Source organism: Aquibium carbonis, assembly GCF_003970795.1.
GTDB classification, from domain to species: Bacteria; Pseudomonadota; Alphaproteobacteria; order Rhizobiales; family Rhizobiaceae; genus Aquibium; species Aquibium carbonis.
In genome coordinates this window covers 16,457-43,133 of the sequence record NZ_RWKW01000007.1, presented here as the reverse complement: position 1 = coordinate 43,133, position 26,677 = coordinate 16,457, and the positions used below count along the sequence as shown (strand labels likewise).

General features: G+C 66.9%; 29 protein-coding genes and 1 pseudogene. 10 read left to right on the top strand and 20 right to left on the bottom strand.

Annotated elements, in window-relative coordinates; genetic code table 11:
* Window positions 1-192: pseudogene (locus EJC49_RS26010) on the bottom strand (uracil-DNA glycosylase); the annotation flags it as partial.
* 129 nt (window positions 193-321) lie between these two features.
* Here EJC49_RS26010 and EJC49_RS02995 point away from each other — a divergent pair.
* Together EJC49_RS02995 and EJC49_RS02990 are read left to right on the top strand one after the other, a co-directional pair.
* The gene (locus EJC49_RS02995) at window positions 322-693 is read left to right on the top strand and encodes a DUF4258 domain-containing protein (RefSeq protein ID WP_126697979.1); all 372 of its coding nucleotides are present in this window, start codon (window positions 322-324) and stop codon (window positions 691-693) included.
* Complete coding sequence (locus EJC49_RS02990) at window positions 686-1,144, top strand: helix-turn-helix domain-containing protein (protein ID WP_126697978.1); 459 nt, start codon at window positions 686-688, stop codon at window positions 1,142-1,144. Before EJC49_RS02995 ends, EJC49_RS02990 begins: the two co-directional genes overlap by 8 nt.
* Before the next feature lie 31 nt (window positions 1,145-1,175).
* Here EJC49_RS02990 and EJC49_RS02985 read toward each other — a convergent pair whose 3' ends face one another.
* Entirely contained in the window at window positions 1,176-1,829 is a 654-nt protein-coding gene (locus EJC49_RS02985; protein WP_245453239.1) for a hypothetical protein, read from the bottom strand.
* Window positions 1,830-2,080: 251 nt separating this feature from the next.
* On the opposite strand from EJC49_RS02985, the gene EJC49_RS02980 reads away from it, so the two are divergent.
* Entirely contained in the window at window positions 2,081-3,796 is a 1,716-nt protein-coding gene (locus tag EJC49_RS02980; RefSeq protein WP_126697977.1) for an electron transfer flavoprotein-ubiquinone oxidoreductase, read from the top strand.
* Between the two features lie 183 nt (window positions 3,797-3,979).
* Entirely contained in the window at window positions 3,980-5,152 is a 1,173-nt protein-coding gene (locus EJC49_RS02975; RefSeq protein ID WP_170314586.1) for a PQQ-dependent sugar dehydrogenase, read from the top strand.
* A gap of 16 nt (window positions 5,153-5,168) precedes the next feature.
* Here the strand turns inward: EJC49_RS02975 and EJC49_RS02970 are convergent, their stop codons facing one another.
* The 4 genes from EJC49_RS02970 to EJC49_RS25540 all read right to left on the bottom strand — a co-directional run bounded on the left by EJC49_RS02970 (window position 5,169) and on the right by EJC49_RS25540 (window position 8,197).
* Window positions 5,169-6,146 (bottom strand): endonuclease/exonuclease/phosphatase family protein, encoded by a 978-nt coding sequence (locus EJC49_RS02970; protein ID WP_126697975.1) that lies wholly within the window; start codon window positions 6,144-6,146, stop codon window positions 5,169-5,171.
* A gap of 66 nt (window positions 6,147-6,212) precedes the next feature.
* Window positions 6,213-7,712: an AMP nucleosidase gene (locus EJC49_RS02965; protein WP_126697974.1), complete on the bottom strand. Its 1,500-nt coding sequence runs from the start codon at window positions 7,710-7,712 to the stop codon at window positions 6,213-6,215.
* A gap of 60 nt (window positions 7,713-7,772) precedes the next feature.
* The gene (locus tag EJC49_RS02960) at window positions 7,773-8,030 is read right to left on the bottom strand and encodes a hypothetical protein (RefSeq protein WP_126697973.1); all 258 of its coding nucleotides are present in this window, start codon (window positions 8,028-8,030) and stop codon (window positions 7,773-7,775) included.
* A complete protein-coding gene (locus EJC49_RS25540; protein ID WP_170314585.1) occupies window positions 8,030-8,197 on the bottom strand; it encodes a hypothetical protein in 168 nt (55 codons plus the stop codon). Before EJC49_RS25540 ends, EJC49_RS02960 begins: the two co-directional genes overlap by 1 nt.
* 170 nt (window positions 8,198-8,367) lie before the next feature.
* Here EJC49_RS25540 and EJC49_RS02955 point away from each other — a divergent pair, with 170 nt between their 5' ends.
* Window positions 8,368-9,090, top strand: a complete 723-nt coding sequence (locus EJC49_RS02955) for a glutathione S-transferase N-terminal domain-containing protein (protein ID WP_126697972.1) — start codon at window positions 8,368-8,370, stop codon at window positions 9,088-9,090.
* A gap of 93 nt (window positions 9,091-9,183) precedes the next feature.
* Here the strand turns inward: EJC49_RS02955 and EJC49_RS02950 are convergent, their stop codons facing one another.
* The gene (locus EJC49_RS02950; RefSeq protein WP_126697971.1) at window positions 9,184-9,525 is read right to left on the bottom strand and encodes a DUF2147 domain-containing protein; all 342 of its coding nucleotides are present in this window, start codon (window positions 9,523-9,525) and stop codon (window positions 9,184-9,186) included.
* Between the two features lie 428 nt (window positions 9,526-9,953).
* On the opposite strand from EJC49_RS02950, the gene EJC49_RS02945 reads away from it, so the two are divergent.
* Window positions 9,954-10,220 (top strand): SEL1-like repeat protein, encoded by a 267-nt coding sequence (locus tag EJC49_RS02945; protein ID WP_126697970.1) that lies wholly within the window; start codon window positions 9,954-9,956, stop codon window positions 10,218-10,220.
* 282 nt (window positions 10,221-10,502) lie between these two features.
* Here EJC49_RS02945 and EJC49_RS02940 read toward each other — a convergent pair whose 3' ends face one another.
* The 6 genes from EJC49_RS02940 to EJC49_RS02915 form a co-directional block, all read right to left on the bottom strand.
* The gene (locus EJC49_RS02940) at window positions 10,503-10,802 is read right to left on the bottom strand and encodes a HigA family addiction module antitoxin (protein ID WP_126697969.1); all 300 of its coding nucleotides are present in this window, start codon (window positions 10,800-10,802) and stop codon (window positions 10,503-10,505) included.
* 4 nt (window positions 10,803-10,806) lie between these two features.
* Window positions 10,807-12,762 (bottom strand): acetyl-CoA carboxylase biotin carboxylase subunit, encoded by a 1,956-nt coding sequence (locus EJC49_RS02935; protein ID WP_126697968.1) that lies wholly within the window; start codon window positions 12,760-12,762, stop codon window positions 10,807-10,809.
* Window positions 12,763-12,898: 136 nt separating this feature from the next.
* Complete coding sequence (locus EJC49_RS02930; RefSeq protein WP_126697967.1) at window positions 12,899-14,338, bottom strand: class I adenylate-forming enzyme family protein; 1,440 nt, start codon at window positions 14,336-14,338, stop codon at window positions 12,899-12,901.
* Entirely contained in the window at window positions 14,292-15,359 is a 1,068-nt protein-coding gene (locus tag EJC49_RS02925) for an alpha/beta fold hydrolase (RefSeq protein WP_126697966.1), read from the bottom strand. The genes EJC49_RS02930 and EJC49_RS02925 overlap by 47 nt, the downstream gene beginning before the upstream one ends.
* Before the next feature lie 309 nt (window positions 15,360-15,668).
* Window positions 15,669-15,851, bottom strand: coding sequence for a hypothetical protein (locus EJC49_RS02920; RefSeq protein WP_126697965.1), 183 nt, complete (start codon window positions 15,849-15,851; stop codon window positions 15,669-15,671).
* Between the two features lie 66 nt (window positions 15,852-15,917).
* Window positions 15,918-16,124, bottom strand: coding sequence for a hypothetical protein (locus tag EJC49_RS02915; RefSeq protein WP_170314584.1), 207 nt, complete (start codon window positions 16,122-16,124; stop codon window positions 15,918-15,920).
* Between the two features lie 524 nt (window positions 16,125-16,648).
* Here EJC49_RS02915 and EJC49_RS02910 point away from each other — a divergent pair.
* Complete coding sequence (locus EJC49_RS02910; RefSeq protein ID WP_170314583.1) at window positions 16,649-18,232, top strand: outer membrane protein; 1,584 nt, start codon at window positions 16,649-16,651, stop codon at window positions 18,230-18,232.
* A gap of 151 nt (window positions 18,233-18,383) precedes the next feature.
* Here EJC49_RS02910 and EJC49_RS02905 read toward each other — a convergent pair whose 3' ends face one another.
* From EJC49_RS02905 to EJC49_RS02880, 6 genes are all read right to left on the bottom strand, one after another.
* Window positions 18,384-18,752: a DUF2200 domain-containing protein gene (locus EJC49_RS02905; RefSeq protein WP_126697962.1), complete on the bottom strand. Its 369-nt coding sequence runs from the start codon at window positions 18,750-18,752 to the stop codon at window positions 18,384-18,386.
* 31 nt (window positions 18,753-18,783) lie between these two features.
* On the bottom strand, window positions 18,784-20,391 hold the full coding sequence (locus EJC49_RS02900; RefSeq protein WP_126697961.1) for a carboxyl transferase domain-containing protein: 1,608 nt from the start codon (window positions 20,389-20,391) through the stop codon (window positions 18,784-18,786).
* Window positions 20,392-20,401: 10 nt separating this feature from the next.
* The gene (locus tag EJC49_RS02895) at window positions 20,402-20,785 is read right to left on the bottom strand and encodes a type II toxin-antitoxin system VapC family toxin (protein WP_170314582.1); all 384 of its coding nucleotides are present in this window, start codon (window positions 20,783-20,785) and stop codon (window positions 20,402-20,404) included.
* The gene (locus tag EJC49_RS02890) at window positions 20,782-21,168 is read right to left on the bottom strand and encodes an AbrB/MazE/SpoVT family DNA-binding domain-containing protein (RefSeq protein ID WP_210211743.1); all 387 of its coding nucleotides are present in this window, start codon (window positions 21,166-21,168) and stop codon (window positions 20,782-20,784) included. The genes EJC49_RS02895 and EJC49_RS02890 overlap by 4 nt, the downstream gene beginning before the upstream one ends.
* Window positions 21,169-21,307: 139 nt before the next feature.
* Window positions 21,308-22,468: an isovaleryl-CoA dehydrogenase gene (locus EJC49_RS02885; RefSeq protein WP_126697959.1), complete on the bottom strand. Its 1,161-nt coding sequence runs from the start codon at window positions 22,466-22,468 to the stop codon at window positions 21,308-21,310.
* Entirely contained in the window at window positions 22,461-23,102 is a 642-nt protein-coding gene (locus EJC49_RS02880) for a TetR/AcrR family transcriptional regulator (RefSeq protein ID WP_126697982.1), read from the bottom strand. The genes EJC49_RS02885 and EJC49_RS02880 overlap by 8 nt, the downstream gene beginning before the upstream one ends.
* A 249-nt stretch (window positions 23,103-23,351) precedes the next feature.
* Here EJC49_RS02880 and EJC49_RS02875 point away from each other — a divergent pair, with 249 nt between their 5' ends.
* Window positions 23,352-23,909, top strand: coding sequence for a hypothetical protein (locus EJC49_RS02875; protein WP_126697958.1), 558 nt, complete (start codon window positions 23,352-23,354; stop codon window positions 23,907-23,909).
* 130 nt (window positions 23,910-24,039) lie between these two features.
* The gene (locus EJC49_RS02870) at window positions 24,040-24,408 is read left to right on the top strand and encodes a pYEATS domain-containing protein (protein ID WP_126697957.1); all 369 of its coding nucleotides are present in this window, start codon (window positions 24,040-24,042) and stop codon (window positions 24,406-24,408) included.
* Between the two features lie 18 nt (window positions 24,409-24,426).
* Here EJC49_RS02870 and EJC49_RS02865 read toward each other — a convergent pair whose 3' ends face one another.
* Window positions 24,427-25,536, bottom strand: coding sequence for a pyridoxal phosphate-dependent aminotransferase (locus EJC49_RS02865; RefSeq protein WP_126697956.1), 1,110 nt, complete (start codon window positions 25,534-25,536; stop codon window positions 24,427-24,429).
* Between the two features lie 304 nt (window positions 25,537-25,840).
* On the opposite strand from EJC49_RS02865, the gene EJC49_RS02860 reads away from it, so the two are divergent.
* Window positions 25,841-26,629: a hypothetical protein gene (locus EJC49_RS02860; protein ID WP_126697955.1), complete on the top strand. Its 789-nt coding sequence runs from the start codon at window positions 25,841-25,843 to the stop codon at window positions 26,627-26,629.
* Window positions 26,630-26,677: the final 48 nt, after the last annotated feature.

The following is a 26,677-nucleotide window of genomic DNA, read 5'->3' as shown; positions in this document are numbered from 1 at the left end:
CCCGTCGGCGGCAGCCCGGTCGCGGGTCGGTGGCCCCTCCTGCTGGAGCGCCCCGCCGGAGGCGCCGGCCGCCCGCCGCAGCGGCACGCTCTCGGCGAAGCGGTCGACGGGCGAATCCTCCAGCGCCTCGTCGGCGCCGGCATCGGCGTAGAAGAGCAAGAGTTCCCTGAGATCGGGCAGGCCGGAGTCCATCGCTGGGTTCTAGACGGTTTTGGCGAGCGAGGGAAATGGCTTCGCCAGGTCGAGCCGATGCCCGCACTTGACTACAAACTTCCATGAAAGTATCATGGTGATACACATAGGTGTGGGGGGAGGAGCATCGTGGCCATCCTGGAGCCATGGCTCCCCGACCGCGCAACGAGCAGGATCCGCTCCATCGCGCGCGATCCCAGGCTCAGCCTATCCTACAGGCTCCACGCGCGGGAGAGACTCGCCGAACGAGGGCTGGTGATTTCGGACATCCTGCATGCTCTCAAATTCGGGAATGTCCATCAGCCGCCAAAGCCTGCATTCGCTCCGGGAACGTACCGCTACCGGGTGGACTGCAAGACACCAAACAGCGGCAGCCGATCGATCGGAGTCGTCGTGATTCCCGCCGAGGCTGAGCACCTTCTGAAGGTGGTCACTGTCATGTGGATCGACGAGTTCGAGCGCAAGGCTGGCTCGATCATGGGAGTTGAAGACGATGAATAAGGCACATCACTACACGGAAAGCGGTCTGCTCAACGTCTACATCGAGGGAATTGCCGTCGAGACCGACGAAGATGGTGAGGAGATCGTGACGATCCCCGCCATCAACGAGTTGCATCGTATCATCGCGCTCGGCATCGTCAGCCATGCCCAGGGCATTGCGGGCGAGGAATTGCGCTTTCTCCGCACCGAGATGGGCCTGACGCAGGCGGAACTCGCTGTGCTCGTCCATCGCGACAAGCAGACCATCGGCCGCTGGGAGCGCAACGAGATCGAGATCGACAGTTCGGCGGAAGCGCTGCTGCGGCGCTTTGCGATCGAGAAGCTGGACCTGCCGACCGATACCGGGATCGACGAGTTGTCGCGTCGCAGCGTGCCGACCGCCAAGGAACAGCCGATCAAGATCCAGAAAATGAACGACGACGCGCGGCCCTACGAACTGGTTGCCGCCTGAACCGGCGGCCGAAACGGCGGGCACCGCGCCCTCACGAAGCGGGGATGCGCGGGTCCTGAACGAGGTAGAACTCGGCGACCGGCGTGAAGTCGGAAATCAGGAACTCGAAGCGGGCCTGTTTGCCCGGATCGACGAAGCCGTCTTCGAAGCGCAGCCGGTCATGGGGCTCGAAGGCGCGGTCGAAACGGGCGAAGGCATCGGACACGATGCTGTCGCCGTCGCGGCGGCGCTGGTCGAACGACAGCCCGTCGCTGTAGCCGCTGGGCGTGCCGAGCACTTCCTGCAGCTCGAATTCGAACTCGGTCCAGGCGAGGCCGCTGCGATTGACGGCGACCACCACCATGCGGATGAAGCCGTTGGCCACGCCCTCTTCATGGGCAAAGGCCCGGACCGGACCGATGGCGCGGATCGTCAGCGTCACCGGGCTGGCGGAGTGGAACGCCTGCACCAGCACGATCGGATCGCCGCGCGTGCCGCGCCCGGAGGCCGACAGGATGCTGAACCCGCCGAGTTCGTCGGAAAAGGCGTAGGCGCCGGCCTGCCACTGGCCGTCGTCGGTTCGCACCGCCGCCGCGGTCCTGCCGCCTGATGTGTTCTCGGCAGCCTGGCCGAGCGGCGAAGACGCCGCCATGGCGATCGCGATTGCGCCCAGCCTTGCCGCCAGCCCAGCCTGGGGGAACCACATCGCGGTGATCCTCCTTTCCCGTGAGTATGAAGCAGCGGGAAATTCCCGCAACCGGCGTTTTCGGGAAAGGGGAGGAATGCAATGTCGCATTGACGTTTACGTCAAGGTAAGTAATTTACCCTCTGCCGGGGCGGCCAACCGGCTGAAATTTGACGCTTGCGACACCTGTGCTATCGCAATCCGCAACCGTTGCAGTAAGACCGCCGAAGACAGATGCCATCCGGCGACGGCCGGAAAGCTGGAGGACGACGATGAGCGAAGTTGAACGCGAGAGCATGGAATTCGACGTGGTGATCGTCGGCGCGGGCCCGGCGGGGCTTGCCGCGGCGATCCGCCTGAAGCAGGTGAACCCCGAGCTTTCCGTCGTCGTGCTCGAGAAGGGCGCGGAGGTCGGCGCGCACATCCTGTCGGGTGCGGTGGTCGATCCGGTCGGTGTCGACAAGCTGCTGCCCGACTGGCGCTCGGAAAGCGACCATCCGTTCAAGACGCCCGTCACCGACGATCATTTCCTGGTGCTCGGGCCGGCAGGCTCGGTGCGCCTGCCCAACATGCTGATGCCGCCGCTGATGAACAATCACGGCAACTACATCGTTTCGCTCGGCAATGTCTGCCGCTGGCTGGCCGGCCACGCCGAGGCGCTGGGCGTCGAGATCTATCCCGGCTTCGCGGCGGCCGAACTGCTCTTTGACGACAAGGGCGCGGTGACGGGTGTCGTCACCGGCGACATGGGCGTCGAGCGCGACGGCAGCCGCGGGCCGGGCTACGCGCCAGGCATGGCGCTGATGGGCAAGTACACGCTGATCGGCGAGGGCGTGCGCGGCTCGCTCGCCAAGCAGCTGATCGCCAGGTTCGGCCTGTCCGACGGGCGCGAACCGCAGAAGTTCGGCATCGGCCTCAAGGAACTGTGGCAGGTGGCGCCCGAGAAGCACAGGCCAGGCCTCGTGCAGCACTCCTTCGGCTGGCCGCTCGACAACGCCACCGGCGGCGGCTCCTTCCTCTACCATCTGGAGGACAACCAGGTCGCGGTCGGCTTCGTCGTCCACCTGAACTACAAGAACCCCTACGTCTCGCCCTTCGAGGAATTCCAGCGGTTCAAGACGCATCCGACGATCAGGGACACCTTCGAGGGCGGCAAGCGGCTCTCCTACGGCGCGCGCGCCATCACCGAGGGCGGCTGGCAGTCGGTGCCGAAGCTCACCTTCCCGGGCGGCGCGCTGATCGGCTGCTCGGCGGGCTTCGTCAACGTGCCGCGCATCAAGGGTTCCCACAACGCCGTGCTGTCGGGCATGATGGCGGCCGAGCACGTCGCCGAGGCGATCGCGGCAGGCCGCTCGGCCGACGAGATTTCCGGCTACGAGGCGGCCTGGCGCGATTCCGAGATCGGCAAGGACCTGAAGACGGTTCGCAACGTCAAGCCGCTCTGGTCGAAGCTCGGCCTCTGGCTCGGCGTCGGGCTCGGCGGCCTCGACATGTGGATGAACTCGCTCCTCGGCTTTTCGGTCTTCGGCACGATGAAGCATGGCAAGACGGACGCAGCCTCGCTCGAGCCGGCCGCGCGCCACAAGCGCATCGATTATCCCAAGCCGGACGGCGTCCTGACCTTCGACCGCCTGTCGTCGGTGTTCCTGTCGAACACCAATCACGAGGAGAACCAGCCGGTCCACCTGCAGGTCAAGGATCCGGCGTTGCAGAAGGCGTCGGAATACGGCGTCTATTCCGGACCCTCGACGCGCTATTGTCCGGCCGGGGTCTACGAATGGGTGGATGCCGACGGCAATGCGCTGGCGGGCGGCCCCGGCGCATCGGCCAAGGGTGGCGAGGTCTCGCACAGCAATCCCGAGGCCCGCTTCGTCATCAACGCGCAGAACTGCGTGCACTGCAAGACCTGCGACATCAAGGACCCGAACCAGAACATCAACTGGGTGCCGCCCCAAGGCGGCGAAGGACCGGTCTACCCGAACATGTGAGGTGACGGGCTCCGTCTCGTCAGGGACCCGGCTCCGGCGGACGAAAAACCCTTCGGCGTGGCGTCTTCATGGCTCGTTCGTGGGGAGAAGATGGCGCGTCCGGGATCCCTCGGGAATTTCGGAACATCGTGGCCGGGACGCGGTTGGGCTGGGGTACAGCAACCAACCTGTCAGGAGAAACCCATGACGTTCCCGATACGCCTTGCCCTCGTTTCCCCCCTCGCGCTGGTTTTGGCATCGCCCGCGCTGGCCGAGTACGACCCGGTCTCCACCGAGCATTATTCCCTGTCGGTGGAGACCGTGGCCGAAGGTCTCGACCATCCCTGGGGGTTCGCCTTCATTTCCGATGACCGCTTTCTGGTCACCGAGCGCAACGCCGGCACCCTCCGCGTCGGTTCGCGCGAGGGTGGCGTCTCGGAGGCCATCTGGGAGGCGCCGGACCTCTTCCGCTACGATGGCGAGACCGGGCGAAGCCAGGCCGGCCTGTTCGACGTCGTCCTTCATCCCGAATTCGACGAAAACCGCTACGCCTATGTCAGCTACTCGCGCGAGACCGAGCGCGGGGCGGCGGTCGTGGTGGTGCGCGGGCGCGTGGTCGACGAGGACGGCGACATTCGATTCGACGACGTCGAGGACATCTTCGTCATGAAGGAAGACGACCAGGATTCGAGCGGCCTGCATTTCGGCGGACGCATGGCCTTCGATCCGGCGACCAGCCATTTGTATCTCAGCATCGGCGAGCGCCGGAATCTCGAGCGGGCGCAGGACGCCGCCGACCAGGCTGGCTCCGTGCTGCGCATGACCGACACCGGCGACGTTCCCGACGACAATCCGCAGTTCACCGCTGAGGAAGGAGAGCCTGATCGCTATATCTTCTCGATGGGAAGCCGCAACATCCAGGCACTGGGCGTCCATCCCACGACGAACGAGGTCTGGGCCGCCGACCACGGGCCTCAGGGCGGTGACGAGATCAATCTGATCATCGCCGGCAACAATTACGGCTGGCCGTTCATCACCGGCGGCGAAGATTACTCCGGGGCGCCGCTCGGCGTCGGCACGGCGATGGAAGGAAAGATCTCGCCGGTTCACATCTTCGAGGACACGCTGGCGCCTTCCGGCCTCACCTTCGTGGCCGACGGCTCCAGTTTCGGCGACTGGACGGGCGACATGCTGATCGGCGGCCTTCGCGGCGAGGGCGTCGTTCGGGTGACGCTTCAGGACGGTCAGGTGGTCAACGAGGAACTGATCGAGATCGGGCGGCGGATTCGCGACGTGAAGATCGGCCCGGACGGCGATCTCTGGGTGCTGACCGAGCATGGCGACGGCGAAGTCCTGCGCCTGAGCCCGCAGAGCTGACGACGGCGCAGCGCGCCTACCGCGCGGCGACCGCGAAGGTCTGCCGCGCGGGGGGCCGCTCCGGCTTCAGCATGAAGTCGACGAGCACCGGCAGATGGTCGGAGCCGACGCCGTCGAGGCGGCGGGCGTCGAGCAGCACCACGCCCGGCTTGGCGAGCACATGGTCGATCGGCAGGCCGATCCAGCGCCGCAGCGCGTCGGGCGCCGAGTAGACGAGCCAGGTCGGGCCAAGCCGCGGCGCAGCCGTAAACCCGCCTGCATCGGCAATCCGGCGCACCGTTGCGCTCCACTCGGCCGCGTTGAAGTCGCCGGCCAGCAGCGCCTTGTCGCCGAGTTCGGCCAGCGCCGGCGCCAGCGTTCGCACCTGGTCGGGCTGGGAAAAGGGCCAGGGCCACAGAAGGTGCAGGCTGGCGACCTCGACCGGATGGCCGCCGAAATCGACCGTCACGAGGCCGAAACGCCCGTCCAGCCCGCAGGAACCATGGTCGAGGAACGGCCGCCGCGACAGGATCAGCACGCTGCCCATCGACCGCGGGTCGGGGCAGGCGAGCCGATGGGGGTAGGCCGCCGAGATCGCTTCGAGGCTCTGCCGCCAGGCGGGATACGTCTCGTTCAGCGTGACCACGTCCGGACGTGTGCGCCCGATCAGCGACAGGACTTGCGCCGGCCGGGACGCGCCCAGGTTGAGGTGCAGCAAGCGGTAGCGCGGCGCCTCGATGGCGGTCGCGTCGGAATGGGCGAAGGCCTGCCCGGGCATGGCGCCGAGCGTGGTGGAAAAAGCGCCGGCGGCGAGCATCAGCCCGGCCGCCCCATGCAGCCATTGCCGCGTCGCCACCAGCAGCAGCGCGGCCAGCCCGAGCAGCACCGCCAGATGCGTGCGGAAATGCGAGAACGAGTCCAGCGCCGGGTGCATCCAGCCGAGGAAGCCGGCCACCAGCGGCAGCGAGATCGCAAGCGTGACGAGCAGCGCGAGGGTTTTCGCCAGGTTGGCCATGGCACGATCGGGAGACGGAGGCATCGCGCAGCGGTGCCTCCAAATCATGTCGGTTTCAAGAACCCGCTACTGGAACGCCGTCTCCGAGAAGCTGCGCAGCTTGCGCGAATGCAGCCGCTCGACCGGCATGGCGGCCAGCCGCTCCAGCGCCTTCATGCCGATGATGAGATGCTGGGCGACCTGGCGCTTGTAGAAATCGGTCGCCATGCCGGGCAGCTTCAGTTCCCCGTGCAGGGGCTTGTCGGAAACGCACAGCAGCGTGCCGTAGGGCACGCGGAAGCGGAAGCCGTTGGCCGCGATGGTGGCCGATTCCATGTCGAGCGCGATGGCGCGCGACTGCGACAGCCTCTGCACCGGCCCGCGCTGGTCGCGCAGTTCCCAGTTGCGGTTGTCGATGGTGGCCACCGTTCCGGTGCGCATGATGCGCTTCAGGTCGTAGCCGGACAGGCCGGTCACCTCGGCAACCGCTTCCTGAAGGGCCACCTGCACCTCCGCCAGCGCCGGGATCGGCACCCAGACCGGCAGGTCGTCGTCGAGCACGTGGTCCTCGCGCACATAGGCATGCGCCAGAACGTAGTCGCCCAGCGCCTGGGTGTTGCGCAGGCCCGCGCAATGGCCGAGCATCAGCCAGGCGTGCGGCCGCAGCACCGCGATGTGATCGGTGATGGTCTTGGCGTTGGACGGGCCGACGCCGATGTTGACCATGGTGATGCCGCCATGGTCGGGGCGGGTGAGGTGATAGGCCGGCATCTGCGGCATGCGGGCGATGGCGACCGGGTTCTCGTCGGGCTCGCCCGGCAGGGTGACGATGTTGCCCGGCTCCACGAAGCTGGCATAGCCTTCGCCGCCGCGCGCCATCATCGCGCGCGCCAGCGCCGCGAACTCGTCGATGTAGAACTGGTAGTTGGTGAACAGGACGAAGTTCTGGAAGTGCGACGGGCTCGTGGCGGTGTAGTGGGACAGCCGGTGCAGTGAGTAGTCGATCCGCTGGGCGGTGAATGGCGCCAGCGGCGTCGGCTCGCCGGGCGCCGGCTCGTAGGTGCCGTTGGCGATGTGATCGTCGGTGCCGTTCAGGTCCGGCACGTCGAAGATGTCGCGCAGCGGCCGCTTGATGCGGTCGGCGACCGAGGCCTCGACATGGGTTCCTTCCAGGAATGCGAAGTGGACCGGGATCGGCGTTTCGGATTCGCCCACCGTGATCGGAACCCCGTGATTGCGGATGATGTGCCTGAACTGCTCGACGAGGTAGCTCTCGAAGAGATCCGGCCGGGTGATGGTGGTGGCATACTGGCCCGGCGACGGCATGTGTCCGTAGGCCAGCCGTGTGTCGACCGAATCGTAGCTCGCCACGGTGACGCCGACCTCGGGGTAATAGGCGCGGAACCGTCTGTCCGGCGCGCCGGAACCCGACAGCCCGTTGAAGGCCTCGCGCAGGAAGGTGGTGTTGCGGTCGTAGAGCGACTTCAGCGCCGCCACGGCTTCTTCCGCCGTGGTGAAGCTCTGGCGGGCAAAGGGCTCCGGACGGTCGATCGTTTCGATGGGTCGAGGATAGATTCGCTTTTCCATGTCCCATTATAGGGGCACGATCATGACAGTGCGAGGGGGACCATGCAGGCTCGTCGTGGATTATCGCGCGCGCTGAAGGCCGAACATGATGACCAGGCCGGCCCCGTTCGACCGCTGGATCTCGGTGCCCACGAAATTGCCGCCTCCCGAGCCGTTGCCGGCCAGCGCCAGCATGGGGGCCGAGAGGATCAGCAGGACGAGCGCGATGCGGGCGAGCGCGGCGCCGAGCGCATGGGCTTGAAGGGGAAAGGGAAGGGCAGTCATCAGCATCGTCCTGATCGTCTTGCCGCTCCGGCGGCCGGTCTCGTTGGCGGGCATCAGTGCCTCGGCGGGCGGCAGACCAGGCCCTCTTCGAAGACACAGGGAATGTAGAGCCCGATCTCCCAGGATTCGGCGCGACGGCTGGTTTCGGCCACCAAAACGGTCACCGCCGCGCCGGCGGCGAGAACGGTCAGGCTGGCGATCGCGAGGCGTCGTGCTGGCATGGTCTGTCCCTCCATGCTGGCGTTTTCGCATGGCCGGGCTGAACCGCCTCTGAGGAGGCCGTTCATGTGGCGTTCAAACACGTTAAGATGACTGCTGGACCAGTCGAGCGGCCTTGCCTTCGCGAACGCGAACGCCTTTCTTGGCGCCGAATCCAACAACGGAGGGATGCATGGCCACCCAGACCACGCCGATCGATCTCTACTACTGGCCGACGCCGAACGGCTGGAAGATCACCATCATGCTGGAGGAACTCGGCGTTCCCTACGAGGTGAAATACGTCAACATCGGCAAGGGCGAGCAGTTCGAGCCCTCGTTCCTGGCGATCGCGCCCAACAACCGCATGCCGGCGATCGTCGACCCGGAAGGCCCGTCTTCAGATGGAAAATGGGGCGGCGAGCCGATCTCGGTGTTCGAGTCCGGGGCGATCCTGCAATATCTCGGCCGCAAATTCGGCCAGTACTACCCGGCGGACGAGCGCGCCCGCGTGGCGGTCGACGAATGGCTGTTCTGGCAGATGGGCGGCCTCGGGCCGATGTGCGGCCAGGCGCATCATTTCCGCCAGTACGCGCCGGAGAAGGTGCCCTACGCGATCGACCGCTACACCAACGAGGTGAACCGTCTCTACGGCGTGATGAACCGGCGGCTCGCCGACCGCGACTTCCTGGCCGGTGGCTATTCGATCGCCGACATGGCCTGCGTGGGCTGGGTGAAGCCCTACAAGAACCAGGGACAGGACATCGACGATTTCCCGAACCTGAAGCGCTGGTTCGAGACGGTGATGGCGCGGCCCGCCGTCGAGCGCGCCATGGCCGTCGGCCAGGAGCATCGCCGCAACCTCGCCGACGACAAGGATGCGCAAAAAATCTTGTTCGGACAGAAGGCGCGCGCCTGATCGTCACCGCGCCCCATGCTTCAGGAAGCCCGGGTGATGCCTTCGCGTCGCCCGGGCTTTGTCTTGCCTGGCCCGTGCCGGCCGGGTCGGGCTCTACAGTTTCGACCAGGTTTCGGATCGGCAGAAGATGGCCGCCACGCAGCCTTTCATCGTCAGCGAACGGCCTGCCACCTTGCCGGACCCGCTGTAGGTCTTGTCCTCGCTCGGGTCGGTGATGGTCCCCTTGTAGGCATTGGCGCCGTTGACGCCGAACTTGCCGATCTGCTTGCCCGCGTGCTTGCCGGTCTTCAGCTTGATGCAGAAATCGCCGCCGCAGGGCGCGATCACGGCAGTTTCGCCGGACGCCGTCTTCCAGTTTCCCTCGATCGGGTCCGCGAAGGCCGCACCGGCTGACAAGACCAGCGCCGCAATGCACGGTCCAAGAATACGCTTCATGATGTCCTCTCCCTCATCTGGCCGGACGGGCGTCCGGCGAAAGCTTACGCGAACGTCAACGTAATCCAAGGCGCCGGGGCGCGGAAGCAGTGCCGCAGCGGAAGTCGAGGGATTATTTTCGTGCCCGGATCGTCGTTTTCTCGTCCCGACGATCGGCCGCGCCATCGCCCGACCGTGTCGGGTGGTTAGCGAAGGGTTTTCGCGGCTCGATTGCATTTGACACGAAATTTCGTCGAATCCGCGGAATCCGGCCATTTCCATCCTTAACGAAATCTCGCCTTTACCTCTTGTTTTAGTTTTGTTTTCTCCAGGTTAAGCAAGCCATTTAACGACGGATTCAAGGCTTCCCGGCATCCTGTGAAGCATCGGAAGAGCGGCGGAAGACGAGAAAAACCGCCCCTTCCACGAGACCAACGGGGACTGGAACAATGGCACGCTTCGAAATGCTCGACGCCGGTTTCGGCGACATCGGAAACAACGCCCAGGCCGACATTCTCTTCGAACTCGGCATGATGTACGCCACCGGCCGCGACTGCGAGATCGACATGGTCGCCGCGCACAAATGGTTCAACATCGCCGCCATCAAGGGCTCGGATCGCGCCGCCCGGCTGCGCGGCGAGGTGGCCTCCTCGATGACCAAGCTGGAAATCGCCCGCGCCCTGCGCGAGGCCCGCGAGTGGATGACGATGCACTGAAGGCGTCGACCGTTCGCGCCGGGATCGGTGGTCTCTGCCGCCGCGGCGCGATGCCGACGAATTTATTGTCTGCGCCGACGCAATCTTAAGGATTGGGATACGGGCGGCGTCGGACAAGTGGGTCGGGTTAGGCGGGAGAAGACGGATCGTCGCGGTTGAAGGACAGCGCGACGGCCGCCGCCACCAAAACCGCGCCGGCTTGGGGAGGCCGGCGCGGTTTCGCTTTTCAATGGTCGTCAGCGTCGGTCTGACCGACCCGGGGGTGCGGAGCCGTTGCCCTCGTCAGGCCGCGTTCAGCGGCCGGATGCGTTTCTCGATCTCGCCCCAGTCGCGGGCACGCAGCACGCGCAGGTCGTGCGAAGCCTGCAGGTTGAGCCAGAGTTCGGGCGTGGTCCCGAAATAGCGTGCCAGCCGCAGGGCCGTATCGGGCGAGATACCGCGCTCGCCCTTGACGATCGCCGAGACGCGGCTCACGGGCACGTCGATGTCGCGCGACAGCTGGTTCTGCGACACGCCGAGCGGCTTCATGAACTCCTCGAGCAGGATCTCGCCGGGGGGGATGGGCGCCAGTTCTTTCGCCATGCCTTCACCCCTCCTTGAACCGTACCAGCACCGTTCCCTCGCTCACCTGAGCGCCTTCGGCGGCGATGGCATCGATCGTGCCGTCGTGCGGAGCGGCGATCGTGTGCTCCATCTTCATGGCTTCGAGCACCAGCAGCGCCTGGCCGCGGCGCACCGTGTCGCCCGCCGAAGCGCGCACGATCTTCACCAGCCCCGGCATCGGCGCGCGCAGGGCGTCGCCGCTGGCCGCCGCGTCTTCCGCCGCCTCGAACGGATCGGCGATGACGAAGCCGTGGCCGACGGGACCCTCGAAGACGGTGACATGGCCCGGCCAGCGTGCCACGCGTGCCGCCGACGCATGCGCCTCGTCCACCACCAGCGTTTCGCCGTCGTCGAAGGCCACCGCGTGGCGACCGTCGCGGCGCGCCGTGATGCGGGCCGACACGTCGTCGTCGCCGCGCTTCAGGTTGACGCGCTTGCCGACCGGATGGAAATGCGCGTAGCCGGCCAGCGCCTCCCAGGGATCAGATGCGTCGGAAGAACTGCGCGCGCCGGACGCCGCCAGCGCGGCCAGCGCCGCCACCTGGCGCGACGCGCCGGGCAGTGCCGTCAGGGCGTCCTGCTTGCGGCCGATCAGGCCGGTGTCGACATCGCCGGCTGCAAAGTCGTGGTCGCCGGCCAGCGCCACCAGAAAGGGGATGTTGACGACGGAGCCCGCGACCTCCGTCTCCGCCAGCGCCTGCGACAGCGCCGTCAGCGCGGCCGGCCGCGAAGGTGCCTTGACCACCAGCTTGGCGATCATCGGGTCGTAGAAGGGCGAGATGGCGTCGCCCTGGCGCACGCCGGTCTCGATGCGCATGTCGGCGCCCTCGGGGGCGCGCGACGGGAAGACGAGGTGGTGCAGCGTGCCGGTGGCCGGCAGGAAGCCGCGCGAGGCATCCTCGGCATAGATGCGCGCCTCGAAGGCGTGGCCGTCGAGGCGGATCTCCTCCTGCGCCAGCGGCAGCGTCTCGCCTGCCGCCACCCGAAGCTGCCATTCGACCAGGTCGACGCCCGTCACCATCTCGGTCACGGGGTGCTCCACCTGCAGCCGCGTGTTCATCTCCATGAACCAGAAGCGGTCGGGCCTCAGTCCCTCCGACGCGTCGACGATGAACTCGATCGTGCCGGCGCCGGAATAGCCGATGGCGCGCGCGGCCTTCACCGCCGCATTCGTCATCGCCGCGCGCATGGCGTCGGTCATGCCGGGGGCGGGGGCCTCCTCGATCACCTTCTGGTGGCGGCGCTGGGCCGAGCAGTCGCGCTCGTAGAGATGCACGGCATTGCCGAAATTGTCGCCGAACACCTGCACCTCGATGTGGCGCGGCTTGTCGACATATTTCTCGATCAGAACGGCCTCGTCGCCGAAGGCGGCCTTGGCCTCGCGTCGCGCCCCGCTCAGCGCATCGGGAAAATCCTCCGGCCGGTCGACCCGGCGCATGCCCTTGCCGCCGCCGCCCGCCCGCGCCTTGATCAGCACCGGATAGCCGATCTCGTTGGCCTTGCCGGCCAGCAGCACCAGCGCCTGGCCCTCGCCGTGATAGCCCGGCACCACGGGCACGCCGGCCTTCTCCATCAGCCGCTTGGCCGCGTCCTTCAGCCCCATGGCGCGGATGGAATCCGCCGAAGGGCCGATGAAGACGAGCCCGGCGGCCGTCACGGCGTCGACGAAGCCGGGGTTTTCCGACAGGAAGCCGTAACCCGGATGGATCGCCTGCGCGCCGGTCGCCAGCGCCGCCTCGATGATCCGGTCGGCCTTGAGATAGCTCTCGCTGACGGGAGACGCGCCGATATGCACGGCCTCGTCAGCCATCGCGACGTGCAGCGACGCGGCATCCGCGTCGGAATGGACCGCGACGGTCCTCACCCCCATGCGCCGGGCGGTGCGGATGACGCGGCAGGCGATCTCGCCGCGATTGGCGATCAGGATCTTGGAAAACATGGTTCCTCCCCGGCTGGCGATGCGGCAGTGTTAGCCGAGTTCGCCGCGCCGTCCAAGCGCGGGCCGCCATGGCGGGATGACCTTCGAGGCGATGTGTCGTGGTCCGGCGGGGCTGCTCCGGCCGGGTCGTTCCTCGTCACTCAAGGAGCTCCAGCAGCGCAGCCTTCACCACCTTGCCGGAGGCGTTTCGCGGCAGTGCATCTCGAAACTCGATGCGGGCCGGAACCTTGTAGGGCGCCAGTTCCCGGCGGCAGTGCCGGATCAGGTCACGCGCGTCGACGGGGCCGCTCGCCATCACGAAGGCCACCACGTCCTGGCCAAGCGTGGCCGACGGCGCGCCGACCACCGCGGCGTCCTGCACCGAAGCGTGGCGCCGCAGCGCCTGCTCCACCTCCTGCGCGTGGACCATCAGCCCGCCGCGCTTGATCAGGTCCGCGGCGCGGCCGTGCAGATGCAGGAGCCCGTCCTCGCCCAGGCTGCCGAGATCGCCGGGATAGTACCAGCCGCCGCGAAAGCCCTCCCGCTCGTCGGCGGCGCCGATCGCGCGCGTGCTGACCGCGGGACCACGGACGCGGATGTTGCCCGTCTCTCCGAGCGCCAGCGGCGTGTCGTCGTCATCGACGATCTCGACCTCCATGCCGAAGACCGGATGCCCGACCGCCGACGGCGCGACGATGTCCGCCGGCCTGGTGATCGCCGCGATCGGTCCGGTGCCCGTGCTGCCGTAATAGTCGATCAGCCCGGGTGCGACGCGCGCCAGAAGATCGGTGCGTTCCTCCGGTTGGAGCTTCGACGTGGCGGAGATCATCGTGCGTAGCCCGGGCATGAGCAGACCGCTGGCTGGCCGCATCCGAAGCAGCGCCCGCGTCGAATTGGGCGACATGATCAGCGCGGTGATGCCATTGGCGTTCACGTGATCGACGAGTTCCCCCGGCTCGAAGAGGGACGGGAAGATCACGAGCGTGGCGCCGAGAAGGATGACGCAGATGGCATGTTCCCGGCCGGCCGGATAGGCGAGCGGCAGGGTCGACAGATAGCGGTCGTCCGGGCGGAAGACGCCGGTGATGGTCCTCGCCGCGCAACGCGCATGCAACTGCTCGTGCGTGACGACCATGGCCTTGGGCGTGCCTGTGGTGCCGGAGGTGAGGCTGAGGCCCATGGGCGCGTTCTCGACCGGCGCGACGGGTTCCTCGTCCGGTTCGGCCTGCATCACATCCGCCAGGTCGGTCATCGCGCCGGCCAGCCCCGCAGGCGCGCCGCCATCCGTGAGGATGATCGCGGGGCCGAACTGCCCCTTCACGCGCTCGAACTCGGCTTGCGTGCCGCGCCAGTCGAACGGCAGGATGGCGGCGCCCAGCCGCATGACCCCGAAGAACGCGGCGACATGCGCCGGCGTGTCCTTGAGGCGAAGGCCGACGAAGTCTCCGGTGCCGACGCCGCGGCTTCGCAGACCGGCCGCGACACGGCGGGCCGCGACGTCGAGTTCGCGGTAGGACAGACTGTGCGACGTTCCCTCGATGGCCGCCTTGTCAGGCTGGGATCGCGCCAACTGCGCCAGACGGGTGTAGAGGTTCACGCGCGGGGATCTCCTTCAGCAATGGGGCGTCCCCGACCTCCTCGATGAACCCGGCGATCGCGGCGACGACATCGCCGATCGTGTCGACGAACATTTTTTCGTGCGCGACGTCGAGCGTGACGAAGCGTCCTCTGGGAAGCAGGGCGGGAAAGCCTCGCTCGGGGTGCATCAGCGGACGCTTGCGCGCTTCGGTGCAGATGAACAGTGTCGGGCAGCCGATCGGCTGCGGACGGTAGCGCATCACCGCCACGCTGATGGCCCTGTGCACCAGTCGCCGCCGCCGCTCCCCGGTGACGCCCGGGCTCACCGTCAGACGCAAGGCCAGCCGCGCCGCGCGCTCCCGGCCTTTCAGGTCGCGCCACGCCAGCGCGGCGCCGGTGGCGTGCAGGTAGGGCGCGCGACGGTCGGTCTCGGGATCGATGAGGATGAGCCCGGCCACCGTCTCGCCTCGCGCCATCAGCCTGCGGGCCATCTCGTAGGCCACGATCGAACCGCCGCAATGCCCGAGCAGCAGGTAAGGCCCTTCGCGTTGCACGCCGTCCCGGATGGCCGACAGGTAGAGCTCGGCCATGTCGCCGACAGTCGCTAGGGGAACCTCCCCATCCTGGAGGCCCCGTGCCCGCAAACCGTAGATCGGATTGTCCGTCGCCAGCCGTTCGGCAAGCCTGGCCGGAAAGGTCGAGGTGCCGTCACCGCCGTGGACGCAGTGCAGCGGAAGCCCGGCTCCGCGGGAGCGCGCGGTGAGCAGCACCGAACCGGCATTGCGGGCGAGCAGGCGCGCCACCACGTCCGCGAGGCGGGAGGGCGTGGCCGCTTCCACCAGCGCCGACACCGAAATGGTGATCCGGAAGTGGCGTTCGATCTCGATCATTAGGTTCTCGGCGGCGAGCGAATCGCCACCGAGCGCGAAGAAATCATCGGAGGCATCGACCCTGTCGAGGTCGAGCACCGAGGCAAAGAAACCACGGATGGCCGTTTCGATCGCAGCCTGATCTGCGCCGCCGGACGCTTCGTTTTCCATGGCACCCCCGCCATCCACGAAAAATGACCACGCAACGAGGTCGCAGTTTCCCCAAAACAACGAGCATGCGCGGCATTTCGATCCTGCTATCCGCCGACTTCGGCGTCAAGGATTGTCGGTGATGACGCTGATGATCTCTGCGGCTTTACTGGGCAGGGCGGCACCCTGATGCATTTACGGCGTTGCAGCCCCGCCTCGCATGCCTTGCCATGGTCCCGGTATGCGGACGCTCGGCCACCCGGGAACGCCTCGCAACGGCCAGGCTGGAGCAGGATCGGCCGTGTCCCGGCTGCGGTCGCGCATGTCTCGCTATGGAAACAGGTCGCCGGTCTTGGGGTTGACCTTGCGGCGCGCCGTTTTCGACGGACTGGTCGGACCGGCCACCTTGCGACCGGCGGGACGCGTCGCCGCAAGACGGAAGATGGCGACGGCGCCGCCGATGATCGCCACGGCAGCGACCAGTGCCAGAAAATTCACCCAACCCGCGTTCATCGGCCGCTTTCCCGTCCTCTCGGCAGAGCATAGGGAAAGGCGGCCGAGAGTGGAAGTCCGGCGCGGCTAGCTCCGGTCGTCGCTCTTGCTCGCTCGCTCGGCGGCGCGTTCCGTTTCCGATTTTTCGCCGTCGTCGCTGGCCATGGCGCTGGCCGCCACACCATAGCGACCCGCAAGGGAGGTCCCCTGGCGATGGCTCCCGGACTTGTCGTCCGCGCGGCTGATGCTTTCGTTGGCTTTCCTGGTCTCTTCCGGCGTTTGCTTGGTCATCATGCGTCTCCTGTTCCTGGTCCACGGCAAACGGCGGGGCGGGCCAGGTGTTCCCAAACGGGGCGGAGATGTCGCGATCCCGCTTTTCACGCGCAGCGGGCGGGCATGCGCCGGTCTCGTTCGCCATCTTGGGTTGTCTCTCCTGTTTCCCCGCTCGGGCGCGATACCACCGGGCTGTACAACCTGAGGCGCATCGCGCTGGTTCGAGGGTGCCGCCGAAGGTCCGGCGCGCGGAGGCCCGATCGATTCCGGCTTGCTGCCGATCGACTCTCGATGCCGGAAGGATGCTGAAAAATGGTCTGAAAGACGACAGTATACGGTATTGTTCTTTCTTGCGCGCCTGTTTGAGAAGATTGCCGCGCCGATCACGAGAGCGCAACCGAATGTTGCATTATGGCAACGGCAACCGGTTTGCAGGCTCGAACCGTGGCGGATCTGTGGTGATTCCAGGTTGTATTAGCGCTCTGGCGGAGACTAAAAGTGCCCCCACGTCACGACGAGTGCGGAAGACCACGGGGAGATCGAGAATGCGTTCCAGGAAAATCACGGCGGCGATCATGTTCGCCATGGCGAGCAGCACGGCCTACGCGGCCGACCAGATCGTCTACGCGCCGCCGGCGGCCTATAACTGGACGGGCTTCCACGTCGGCGTCGGCGCCGGTCTCGGCGGGGTTTCGCACGATGCGGGCGCATCGATCTACGACTACGACACCGGCGGCCTGATCCAGGTCGGCCCGATCGACCTGTTCTCCGTCGGCGGCATGCTGGACCTCGGCGGCGACGGCGCGCTCGGCACGATCGAGGCCGGCTACGACCACCAGATCGGCGAGCGCTTCGTCATCGGCATCCAGGGCGACTACACCTGGTCGAACTTCAAGGCCGGCGGCGGCCTGGGTGCGGACGTCTGCTACGAAAATCCCGATGGACCGGACAATTGCGACATAGGCGAGATCGACGATTCCATCGGCCTGAACTATTCGCTCACCGCCAAGAGCAGCTGGAGCATCCTCGGCCGCGCCGGTTACGTCGCCAATCCGGGCGCCCTGACCTATGTGCTCGGCGGTTTCACCCGCACCAAGCTGGAGGGCGATCTGACGCTGAATTCGGGCCTCGGCGGCTCGACCACGATCGCCGCCTACGACTACGAGCGCGACGGCTGGACCTTCGGCGGCGGCATCGAGGCGCCGGTCACGGGCGCCATGTCGCTGAAGATGGAATACCGCCGCACCCAGTGGGAGAACGACACCAACATACCCTTCACGGAGACAGGTGGCATCAGCACCTGGGACGACGCCGTGGTGCAGTCGATGCGCGGTGTGCTGTCTTGGCGCTTCGGCGGCGACAATGCGGCCCAGCAGGCTGCGGTCGACGCCATCCCGGCTGTCAACTGGACGGGCTTCTACGTCGGCGCGGCCGGCGGGTTCACCACCGCGCGCCACAATGCCGGGCTCGACCTGTATGACTACACGACCGGCGGCCTGATCCAGGTCGGACCCGTCGACATCTTCTCGATCGGCGGCGATCTCGACTTCGGCGGCGAAGGCATGGTCGGCCGTCTCGAGGCCGGCTACGACTTCCAGGTCGGCCAGCGCTTCGTGGTCGGCGGCTTCGCCGACTATTCCTTCTCCAACACGAAGTCCCAGGTCGGCCTCTTCGGCGACTACTGCGTCGAGGGCTTCCCCATCCCCGGCGACGATGACTGCGACAACGGCGTCGTCACCGCCAGCGGCGACCTGACCTACACGCTGAAGACCGGCGACTCCTGGTCGATCGGCGGCCGCGCCGGCGTGCTGGTCAATCCCCAGACCCTGTTCTACGGTCTGGGCGCCTATACCCGCCAGAGCCTGAACGCCGACCTGACGCTGAACACCGGCTTCGCGCCGATCGGTTCGCAGGAAGTCCTGTCCTACGACTTCAAGCGCGACGGCTGGACCTTCGGCCTGGGCGTCGAAACCAAGCTGACCGACCGCCTGTCCACCAAGCTCGAATACCGCAACACCCAGTGGAACGAGAGCGAGATCATCCTGGGCGATGCCGAAGTCGGCCTGCGCCGCCTGGAAGACTCCACCGTCCAGAACTTCACGGTCGGCCTCTCCTGGAAGTTCAACTGATCGAGCCATCGCGCGACGCAATTTCGCGCCGCATCGAGCATCGAGGCCCGGCCCAGCGCCGGGCCTTCGCCGTTCTGGCGCCCGGCGAGTGGCAAGGCCGCGGCTGGGCCTTCACATCTCCGGCCCGGCCTCGCCGGCGCCCGGCGCGAGATCAATCCGCGCCGCGCTCCGGGGTCCGCAGGATCTTGTCCATCGCCTTGCCGCGCGCCAGTTCGTCGACCAGCTTGTCGAGGATGCGGATCTCGCGCATCAGCGGTTCCTCCACGTCCTCGACGCGCACGCCGCAGACGACGCCCTTGACCATGGACCGGGTCGGGTTGAGAGCCGGCGCCTCGGCAAAGAACGTCTCGAAATCGGTCTTCGCATCCATCACGGTCTGGAGACCGTCGCGATCGTAGCCCGTCAGCCAGGCGATGATCCGGTCGACCTCCTCCTTGGTACGGCCCTTCTTCTCCGCTTTCGCGACGTAGTGCGGATACACGCTGGCGAAGCTCATCGTATAGATCCGGTGTCTGGTCATGCGTCCTCCAGCCGGCCTGGACCGCGCGCTCCTACATCCTGAACAGGCCGAACTTGGTGTCCTCGACCTCCCGGTTCAACGCCGCCGAGAGCGACAGCGCCAGCACCTCGCGGGTCCGGGCCGGGTCGATGATGCCGTCGTCCCAGAGCCGGGCGGAGGAATAGAGCGGGTGGCCCTCGCGCTCGAACTGGTCGAGGATCGGCTGGCGGAACGCCGCCTCCTCGTCGGCCGACCAGGCGCTGCCCTTGCGCTCGATGCCCTCGCGCTTGACGATGGCGAGCACGGTGGCGGCCTGCTCGCCGCCCATCACCGAAATGCGCGCGTTCGGCCACATCCACAGGAACCGCGGCGAATAGGCCCGCCCGCACATGCCGTAATTGCCCGCGCCGAACGAGCCGCCGATGATCACGGTGAGCTTCGGCACCCGGGCGGTGGCAACCGCCGTCACCAGCTTGGCGCCGTCCTTGGCGATGCCGCCGGCTTCGTATTTGCGGCCGACCATGAAGCCGGTGATGTTTTGCAGGAAGATCAGCGGGATCTTTCGCTGGCAGCACAGCTCGATGAAATGCGCGCCCTTCTGCGCGCTTTCGGAAAACAGAACGCCGTTGTTGGCGATGATGCCGACCGGCATGCCGTGCAGGTGGGCAAAGCCCGTCACCAGGGTGGTGCCGTAATTCGCCTTGAACTCGTCGAACTCCGAGCCGTCGACCACGCGTGCGATCACTTCGCGCACGTCATAGGGCTGGCGCGTGTCGGCGGGGATCAGGCCGTGGAGCTCGGCCGGGTCGTGCAGCGGCGGTCGCGGCGCCTGCAACTGCAGCGATTGGGGCTTCACCCAGTTGAGCGAAGCGACGATGCGGCGCGTGATCGCCAGCGCATGCTCGTCGTTCTGGGCGTAATGGTCGGCCACCCCCGACAGCCGCGTGTGCACGTCCGCGCCGCCGAGATCCTCGGCCGAGACCTCCTCGCCGGTCGCCGCCTTCACCAGCGGCGGCCCGCCGAGGAAGATCGTCGCCTGGTTCCTCACCATGATGGATTCGTCGGCCATCGCCGGCACGTAGGCGCCGCCCGCCGTGCACGAGCCCATTACGCAGGCGATCTGGGCGATGCCGGCGGCCGACATGTTGGCCTGGTTGTAGAAGATGCGGCCGAAATGCTCGCGATCGGGAAACACCTGGTCCTGGTTGGGCAGGTTGGCGCCGCCGGAATCGACGAGGTAGACGCAGGGCAGGTTGTTCTCGGCTGCGATCTCCTGCGCGCGAAGATGCTTCTTCACCGTCATCGGATAGTAGGTGCCGCCCTTCACCGTGGCGTCGTTGACCACCACCATCACCTCGCGGCCCTCCACCCGGCCGACGCCGGCGATCATGCCGGCCGACGAGATGTCGCCGCCGTACATGTCCCAGGCCGCGAACTGGCCGATCTCGAGAAAGGGCGAACCGGTGTCGAGCAGTTGCGCCAGCCGCTCGCGGGGCAACAGCTTGCCGCGCGACACATGGCGCTGGCGCGCCTCCTCCGGCCCGCCCCGCTCGACGATGGCGGCCTTGTCGGCGAGGTCGGAAACGAGCCCGCGCATGCGCTCCGCATTGGCGCGGAAGGCGTCGGAGGTAACGGAGAGGGACGTGCGCAGGACGGGCATGGCGGGGATCCTAGCGGATGAGTTCGACGGGGCAGGGCAGGTCGAGGTCGGCCCAGATACGGTCGGCGGTAACGACAGTGGCGTTCAGGCGGATGGCGGTGGCGATGCAGGCGCGGTCGGCGAAGGAGAGGCCGGCCCGTTTGGTGGATGGGCGCAACAAGGCGGCGCTCACCGCGAGTTCGTCGTCGAATGGAACCATCCGCACTTCCTGCGCCGCGAGAAACTCCCGCATCAGGCCGAGCGGAATGCCCTTCTCGACGCCCCGCATGAGCGCTTCGCTTGCGTTGACTGTCGACATCAAGGCTCCCGGGATGCGGGCGCTGGCCGCTGCTGCGCCAATCTCGTCACGGATGATCGCAAGAAGGACCGATGCGTCGATGACGACCGCCGTCACGTGCGGGACCGGGCTGGAACTGGCCCGCGCCCCTCTTTGGCAAGGCGATCGTAGCGCTCGTCCTCCCGCCGCGCTTCTTCCCGCCGCTCGGCGATCAACTCGTCGACGACGCTCGGCTCGTCCGGATGCTCGGCCTTCCACTTGCGCGCGAAAGCCTGGACGCGCTTCAGCGCCACGTCCGGCGAGACGATCCGGAACTCGCCATCCTCGACGCGCGCCGTGACGGTGTCTCCCGGCTTGATCATCATCGCGGCCCGCATCTCCGCAGGGATCAGGATGCGCCCGGCACTGTCGATCTTCAGCCGCACGTAATCGACCGACCGCAGGCCGGTCTCTTCGGCCTCGAAGCGGCGAGGTTCCTCGGCGAATCCTGACGTCGACATGGCGACCCCTTCTGCCCCGGTTCGATCCTAAAGTGGCAGATATAGTGCTTTCTGGCAATTGACGGCTCTCCTGACAGTCTGGGCCGACGTCCATCGCACGAAGGCCAGATCGCCGCCTCGGGGCCATCCACCTCGCCTCTCACCCCTCCGCCATCATCTCCCGCCCGATCAGCCAGCGCCGGATTTCGCTCGTGCCGGCGCCGATTTCGTAAAGCTTGGCGTCGCGCAGCAGGCGGCCGGCGGGATAATCGTTGATGTAGCCGTTGCCGCCGAGCAGCTGGATGGCGTCCAACGCCGCCAGCGTCGCCTTTTCGGAGGCGTAGAGAATGCAGCCGGCGGCGTCCTTGCGGGTCGTTTCGCCCCGATCGCAGGCGGATGCCACCGCGTAGACATAGGCCCGGCAGGCGTTCATCGTCGTGTAGAGATCGGCGAGCTTGCCCTGCACCAGCTGGAATTCGCCGATCGCCTGGCCGAACTGCCTGCGCTCGTGGACGTAGGGCATGACGACGTCGAGGCAGGCGGCCATGATGCCGAGCGGCCCGCCGGCCAGCACCACGCGCTCGTAGTCGAGCCCCGACATCAGGATCTCGACGCCGCGGCCTTCTTCCCCCAGCACGTTGTCGAACGGCACCTCCACGTCCTGGAAAACCAGCTCGCCGGTGTTCGACCCGCGCATGCCGAGCTTGTCGAGCTTCTGCGCCACCGAAAAGCCCGCAAAGCCCTTCTCGACCAGAAAGGCGGTGATTCCGCGCGAACCCCGGTCGGGATCGGTCTTGGCGTAGACCACCAGCGTGTCGGCGTCGGGCCCGTTGGTGATCCACATCTTCGAACCGTTGAGCACGAAGCGGTCGTTCTTCTTCTCCGCCTTCAGCCGCATCGACACCACGTCCGAGCCCGAGCCGGGTTCGGACATGGCCAGTGCGCCGACCGCCGCGCCGGAACAGAGCGCCGGCAGATATGTCGCCTTCTGCTCCGCGGTGCCCCAGCGGTTGATCTGGTTGACGCAGAGATTGGAATGCGCGCCGTAGGAGAGCCCGACCGAGGCCGAGGCGCGGCTGATCTCCTCCACCGCCACGACATGGGCGAGATAGCCCATGCCCGAGCCGCCGAAGTCGGGATCGGCCGTGACGCCGAGCAGGCCGAGCGCGCCGAGTTCCGCCCAAAGCCCTGCGGGAAACTCGTTCGAGCGGTCGATCTCGGCGGCGATCGGCGCGATCCGCTCCTGGGCGAAGCGGCGCACCGTCTCGCGCAGGGCGGCGACGTCCTCGCCGAGGCCGAAATCCATCACATGGTCATACATCGAGCCTCTCCCTGGGCTGGTTCGCAGCGCCTCGCCGGCGCATCGGTTGTGCGCCGACGAGGCGCATGGTCATGGCGTGGTAGGTGGCGGCGACCTCCTCGACCGACAGCCGCTCGTCCGGCCGGAACCACACGATGACGCCGGTGATCATCTGGATGATCGCCATGGCCGTCAGCGTCGCGTCCTCGACGGCGAAGTCGCCCGCCGCCGCGCCCTCGCGCAGGATCTGGCGCAACACCTTCTCGTAGGCCGATCGCAGGCGCAGCATCGCCGTCAGCCGCTCGGGCGCCAGGCTCCTGAGCTCCATGTTGGACACATGGGTCGCGTGGCGCCGCTCGACGTGGAAGACGATGTGGTTCTCCACGAAGGCGGCCAGCCGCTCGCGTGGCGGGCCGCCGGGATCGGCGGCGTTCCAGGCGGCGATCAGACCTTCCATGTGCTCGCGCATCAGCGTGAACAGCAGGTCTTCCTTGGTCGGGAAATAATTGTAGAGCGCCGCCGCCTGCACCCCGATCGCCGCCGCCAGCCGCCGCATCGACACGGCCTCGTAGCCGTGCCGCGCGATCAGCTCCACCGCCGCCTCGCGCAGCGCCGCCTCGGTCTTCTCGCCAAACGATCCGGTCGTGCGTGCCAGGGGTTGGTTCCTCCTGGGCCAAATGAATAAAACGAACGGCCGTTTCATTCAAGAGGGTGTTGCCGACTTCCCGGCGGCGAACGGTTGCCTGCGCCGCTTCGGCTCTCGCCGCCTGTCTGATTGCGCCCAACGTGAATACTGCGCATCTCTAGTCGAGTCGCTTTACTGCGACCTTAAAACTCTCAATGAACTGGTATCTTCCGCAAAAGCATGTAAGTATCGTCGACATTATCGTCCGGAGTCATCCGTATGAGCGGATTTTTTGTTTTCCTGAAAGCGCATCGACAGGAGGTCATTCTTCTCCTCCTCACCTTCGTCGTGTTCATGGGGCTGGTCCAATGGGCGAGTTGGATCGCCGGATGGGGCCGATTCCGGCCGCAGGCGGATTTCAAGCCGCCTTCGCAGGGCGGCATCGCGGAACGGCCGATCCGATTCGTGTTCGCCGAACTGTTTGCGAAGCTGGTGAACGATTTCCGTCACTTGTTGGCGCTCATCGTGATGCTGGTCTTTCTCTTCTCGGTTGCCTATGCTCTCTGGGTGGCCGGCACCAATGTGGAGGACATGAACAAGGCTTTGCAGGCGGTCACGGGTTCTCTCAGTGGTATCATCGGCGTCATCATCGGCTACTATTTCGGCGAGACCGTCGCCCGCACCGGCGGCGCGAGCGATACCACGCAGCCATCGGGAACCGCTCTTCAGGGCGGCGCGCCCGAGCAGAAGAACGGCGGAGCGGATGCGCAAGGCGGCGCGGCGCCCGAAGCCGCGCCTCAGGTCGCACCGCGGCCAGCCCCGGAGCCAGGAACCTAGCGGCGTACGAAGGGAATTGTTCGATCCGGCCTGACGTCTTTCGAACGCGCTTGGAGTTCCCGCCAGCCGGGACTATCTTGGAGATGGCTGATCGTGCGTGGGGAGCGAGCGGCAAGCATGGAGAGAGGTCATGGGTCTGAACATCGTGGTCAAGGACAGCCTGAAGAACCCTTATGACCCTTCCGGGGCGCCCGAAATGCGCGCGCAGCCTGGAAAGAGCCCGTTGTACAAGGTGCACATCTATCTCGACGGGAACGACGTGCTCTTCGTCAATAGCGCGACCTACCACCTCCACCAGACATTCGATCAGCCCGTCCGAACCATATCTCGTTCCATCCGCAATCCGAATTGTAGCCTGGCAATCTGGACCTGGGGGATTTTCACGGTCAAGGTTATCGTCGAGGACAAGAGCGGCCAGAAGTATGAGTTCGTTCACCCGCTTACCTACGGCTCCGAAATAGAGCGAACCCCACAGTCGGTCTTCCGGCAGGCGTCCTGACCCTCCTGCGAGTTCAGCCTACGCCCTTGCCGCCGCCAACGCCTTGGGCAACGCCTCCGCAAACATGTCCAACTCGTGATCGAGGCCGACCGAGACGCGGATGCAGCGGTCGAGGCCGGGCGCCATCGGCTTGCGGATGAAGACGTCGCGCGCCAGCGTCTCCTGCAGAACCTTCAACGCAAAGGCGCCGTCGCCGCCGCAGTCGATCGTCACGAAGTTGGTCGCGGAGGTGATCGGCGACAGCCCGTTGTCGCGGGCTATCCCGGCGATGCGCTCGCGCCCGGCGGCGACGCGGGCCACGACGTCGTGCAGATAGGCCTGGTCGGCCAGCGCTGCCCGACCGGCCACCTGCGCCATCCTGTTGATGCCATAGTGGTTGCGAACCTTCTCGAAGCCGCGAATCACCTCGGCGTCGCCGAAGGCATAGCCGCAGCGCAGGCCGGCCAGGCCATAGGCCTTCGAGAAGGTGCGAAGTCGCACGAGGTTGGGCCGCGACAGGTCGATCCGCGGCTGCGCTGACGCCGGTCCTGTCTCGCCATAGGCCTCGTCGAGCAGGATCAGCGTCGTCGCGGGGATCGAGGCGACGAAGGCCTCGATCTCCGACGCCTCCCACCACGTGCCCATCGGGTTGTCGGGGTTGGAGAGATAAACCACCTGCGCAGCCTCGCGCTTCACCGCGTCGACGAGGCCCTGCAGGTCTTCCCGGTCGTCGCGATAGGGGACGGTGACGAGGCGCGCGCCAAAGCCTGCCACATGGAAGTTGAAGGTGGGATAGGCGCCGAGCGAGGTCACCACCGTGTCGCCCGGACCCGCATGGAGGCGCACCGCCAGTCCCAGCAGCCCGTCGATGCCTTCGCCGATCACGACGTTGGAGGCGCCGATGCCGAGATGGTCGGCGATCGCGGCTTTCAGGTCGAAATTGTCGGGGTCGCAGTATTTCCACATCTCGCCGGCCGCGTCCGCCATGGCGGCGATCACCGAAGGCGCCGGACCAAAGCCGCTCTCGTTGGCGCCGATGCGGGCACGGAACGGCGCGCCGCGGCTCCGCTCCTGGGCCTCTGGTCCGACGAAGGGCACGGTCGAGGGCAGGGCGGCTGCCAGCGGCGTCAGGCGGGGATAGACAGGCATGTTCGGCGATCCGGGGCGGGAAAATCCGCGCGGACACTAAGCCGATAAACACGGCGATGAAAAGGGGCACGCCGCGTCGCGGCAACGCCCTTTGCAACCCAGGATAACCAAGACTGGCAGGCCCGTGCCAACCAGAAGCGGCAGGCGCCGGAAACGGCGCACGGGATCCACGCCCAAGGCGGGAACTTCGGCCACTTTGCGGCATTGTTTCGGCAAGCTGGTGTCCGACGCACCCTGCCGACCATCACCAACGATGCCACATGCCCGCCGCGCCTCGTGCGGCGGGAAAGGGAGAATTTGCACCATGATACCGCTTTGGATGAAACCTCGGGCATCCTTCGCGCGGAAGAGCCTGCACGCCTTCGCCGTCGTCCTCCCCGCGCTGGCCGTCATGCCGGCCACCACGTCGGCTTCGGCGGCCTCCGGCATCTGCCAAAGCATCGAGGCCCGGTTGGCTTCGGTCGCGGCGGCGCCCCGCCACGACACGAGCCGGCTCGACCGCGCCGTCCGCCAGTCGCGCGCCGCGGGCTGCGGGCCCACGGGTTCCGCATCGCCGCACGACACGCATTGCCGCGTGCACGCCCAGCGCATCCATGATCTGCGGCACTCGTCGGCCGGGGCCACGGGCCGTGCCGGCAACGAGCTGCGCCGCGAACGGGCGAGGCTCACGTCCGCCTTGCGCGTCAATGGCTGCATGGAACGGTCCGCCCCCCGAGCAGTTCAACGCCAGGCGGCAAGGCCCGCCCGCGTCGACGCGCCGGTTCTCACAGCCGACGGATCCATCCCCGTCCCCACGCCGCGTCCGCCCTCGGAGGCCGAAATCTACCAGGCGCGCTATGTCGAGCTCGCCGCGAGCCGGCAGGCCGCGCTCGATCTCGCCCGCATGGAAGAGCTCGCCCGGTCCCGCACGATGCCGGCCTGGCGGCAGGACGTTCGCGTCGTCGGCGGCAGGTTCCTCGCCGAGCCCGATTCGGGCATGGATTTCGCCACCATCGCCGCCAGGAGCGAAAGCCCGGCCAACGAAATCCTCGTCAGCCTTCTCGCCGTGCTCAAGGGCACCCTCGTGTCGAGTGCCATCGCCGCCGAGCGCTGACGGGCCGCATGTCAAGGCTCGCGGGGCGCCGGACGTCTGCCCGGCGCC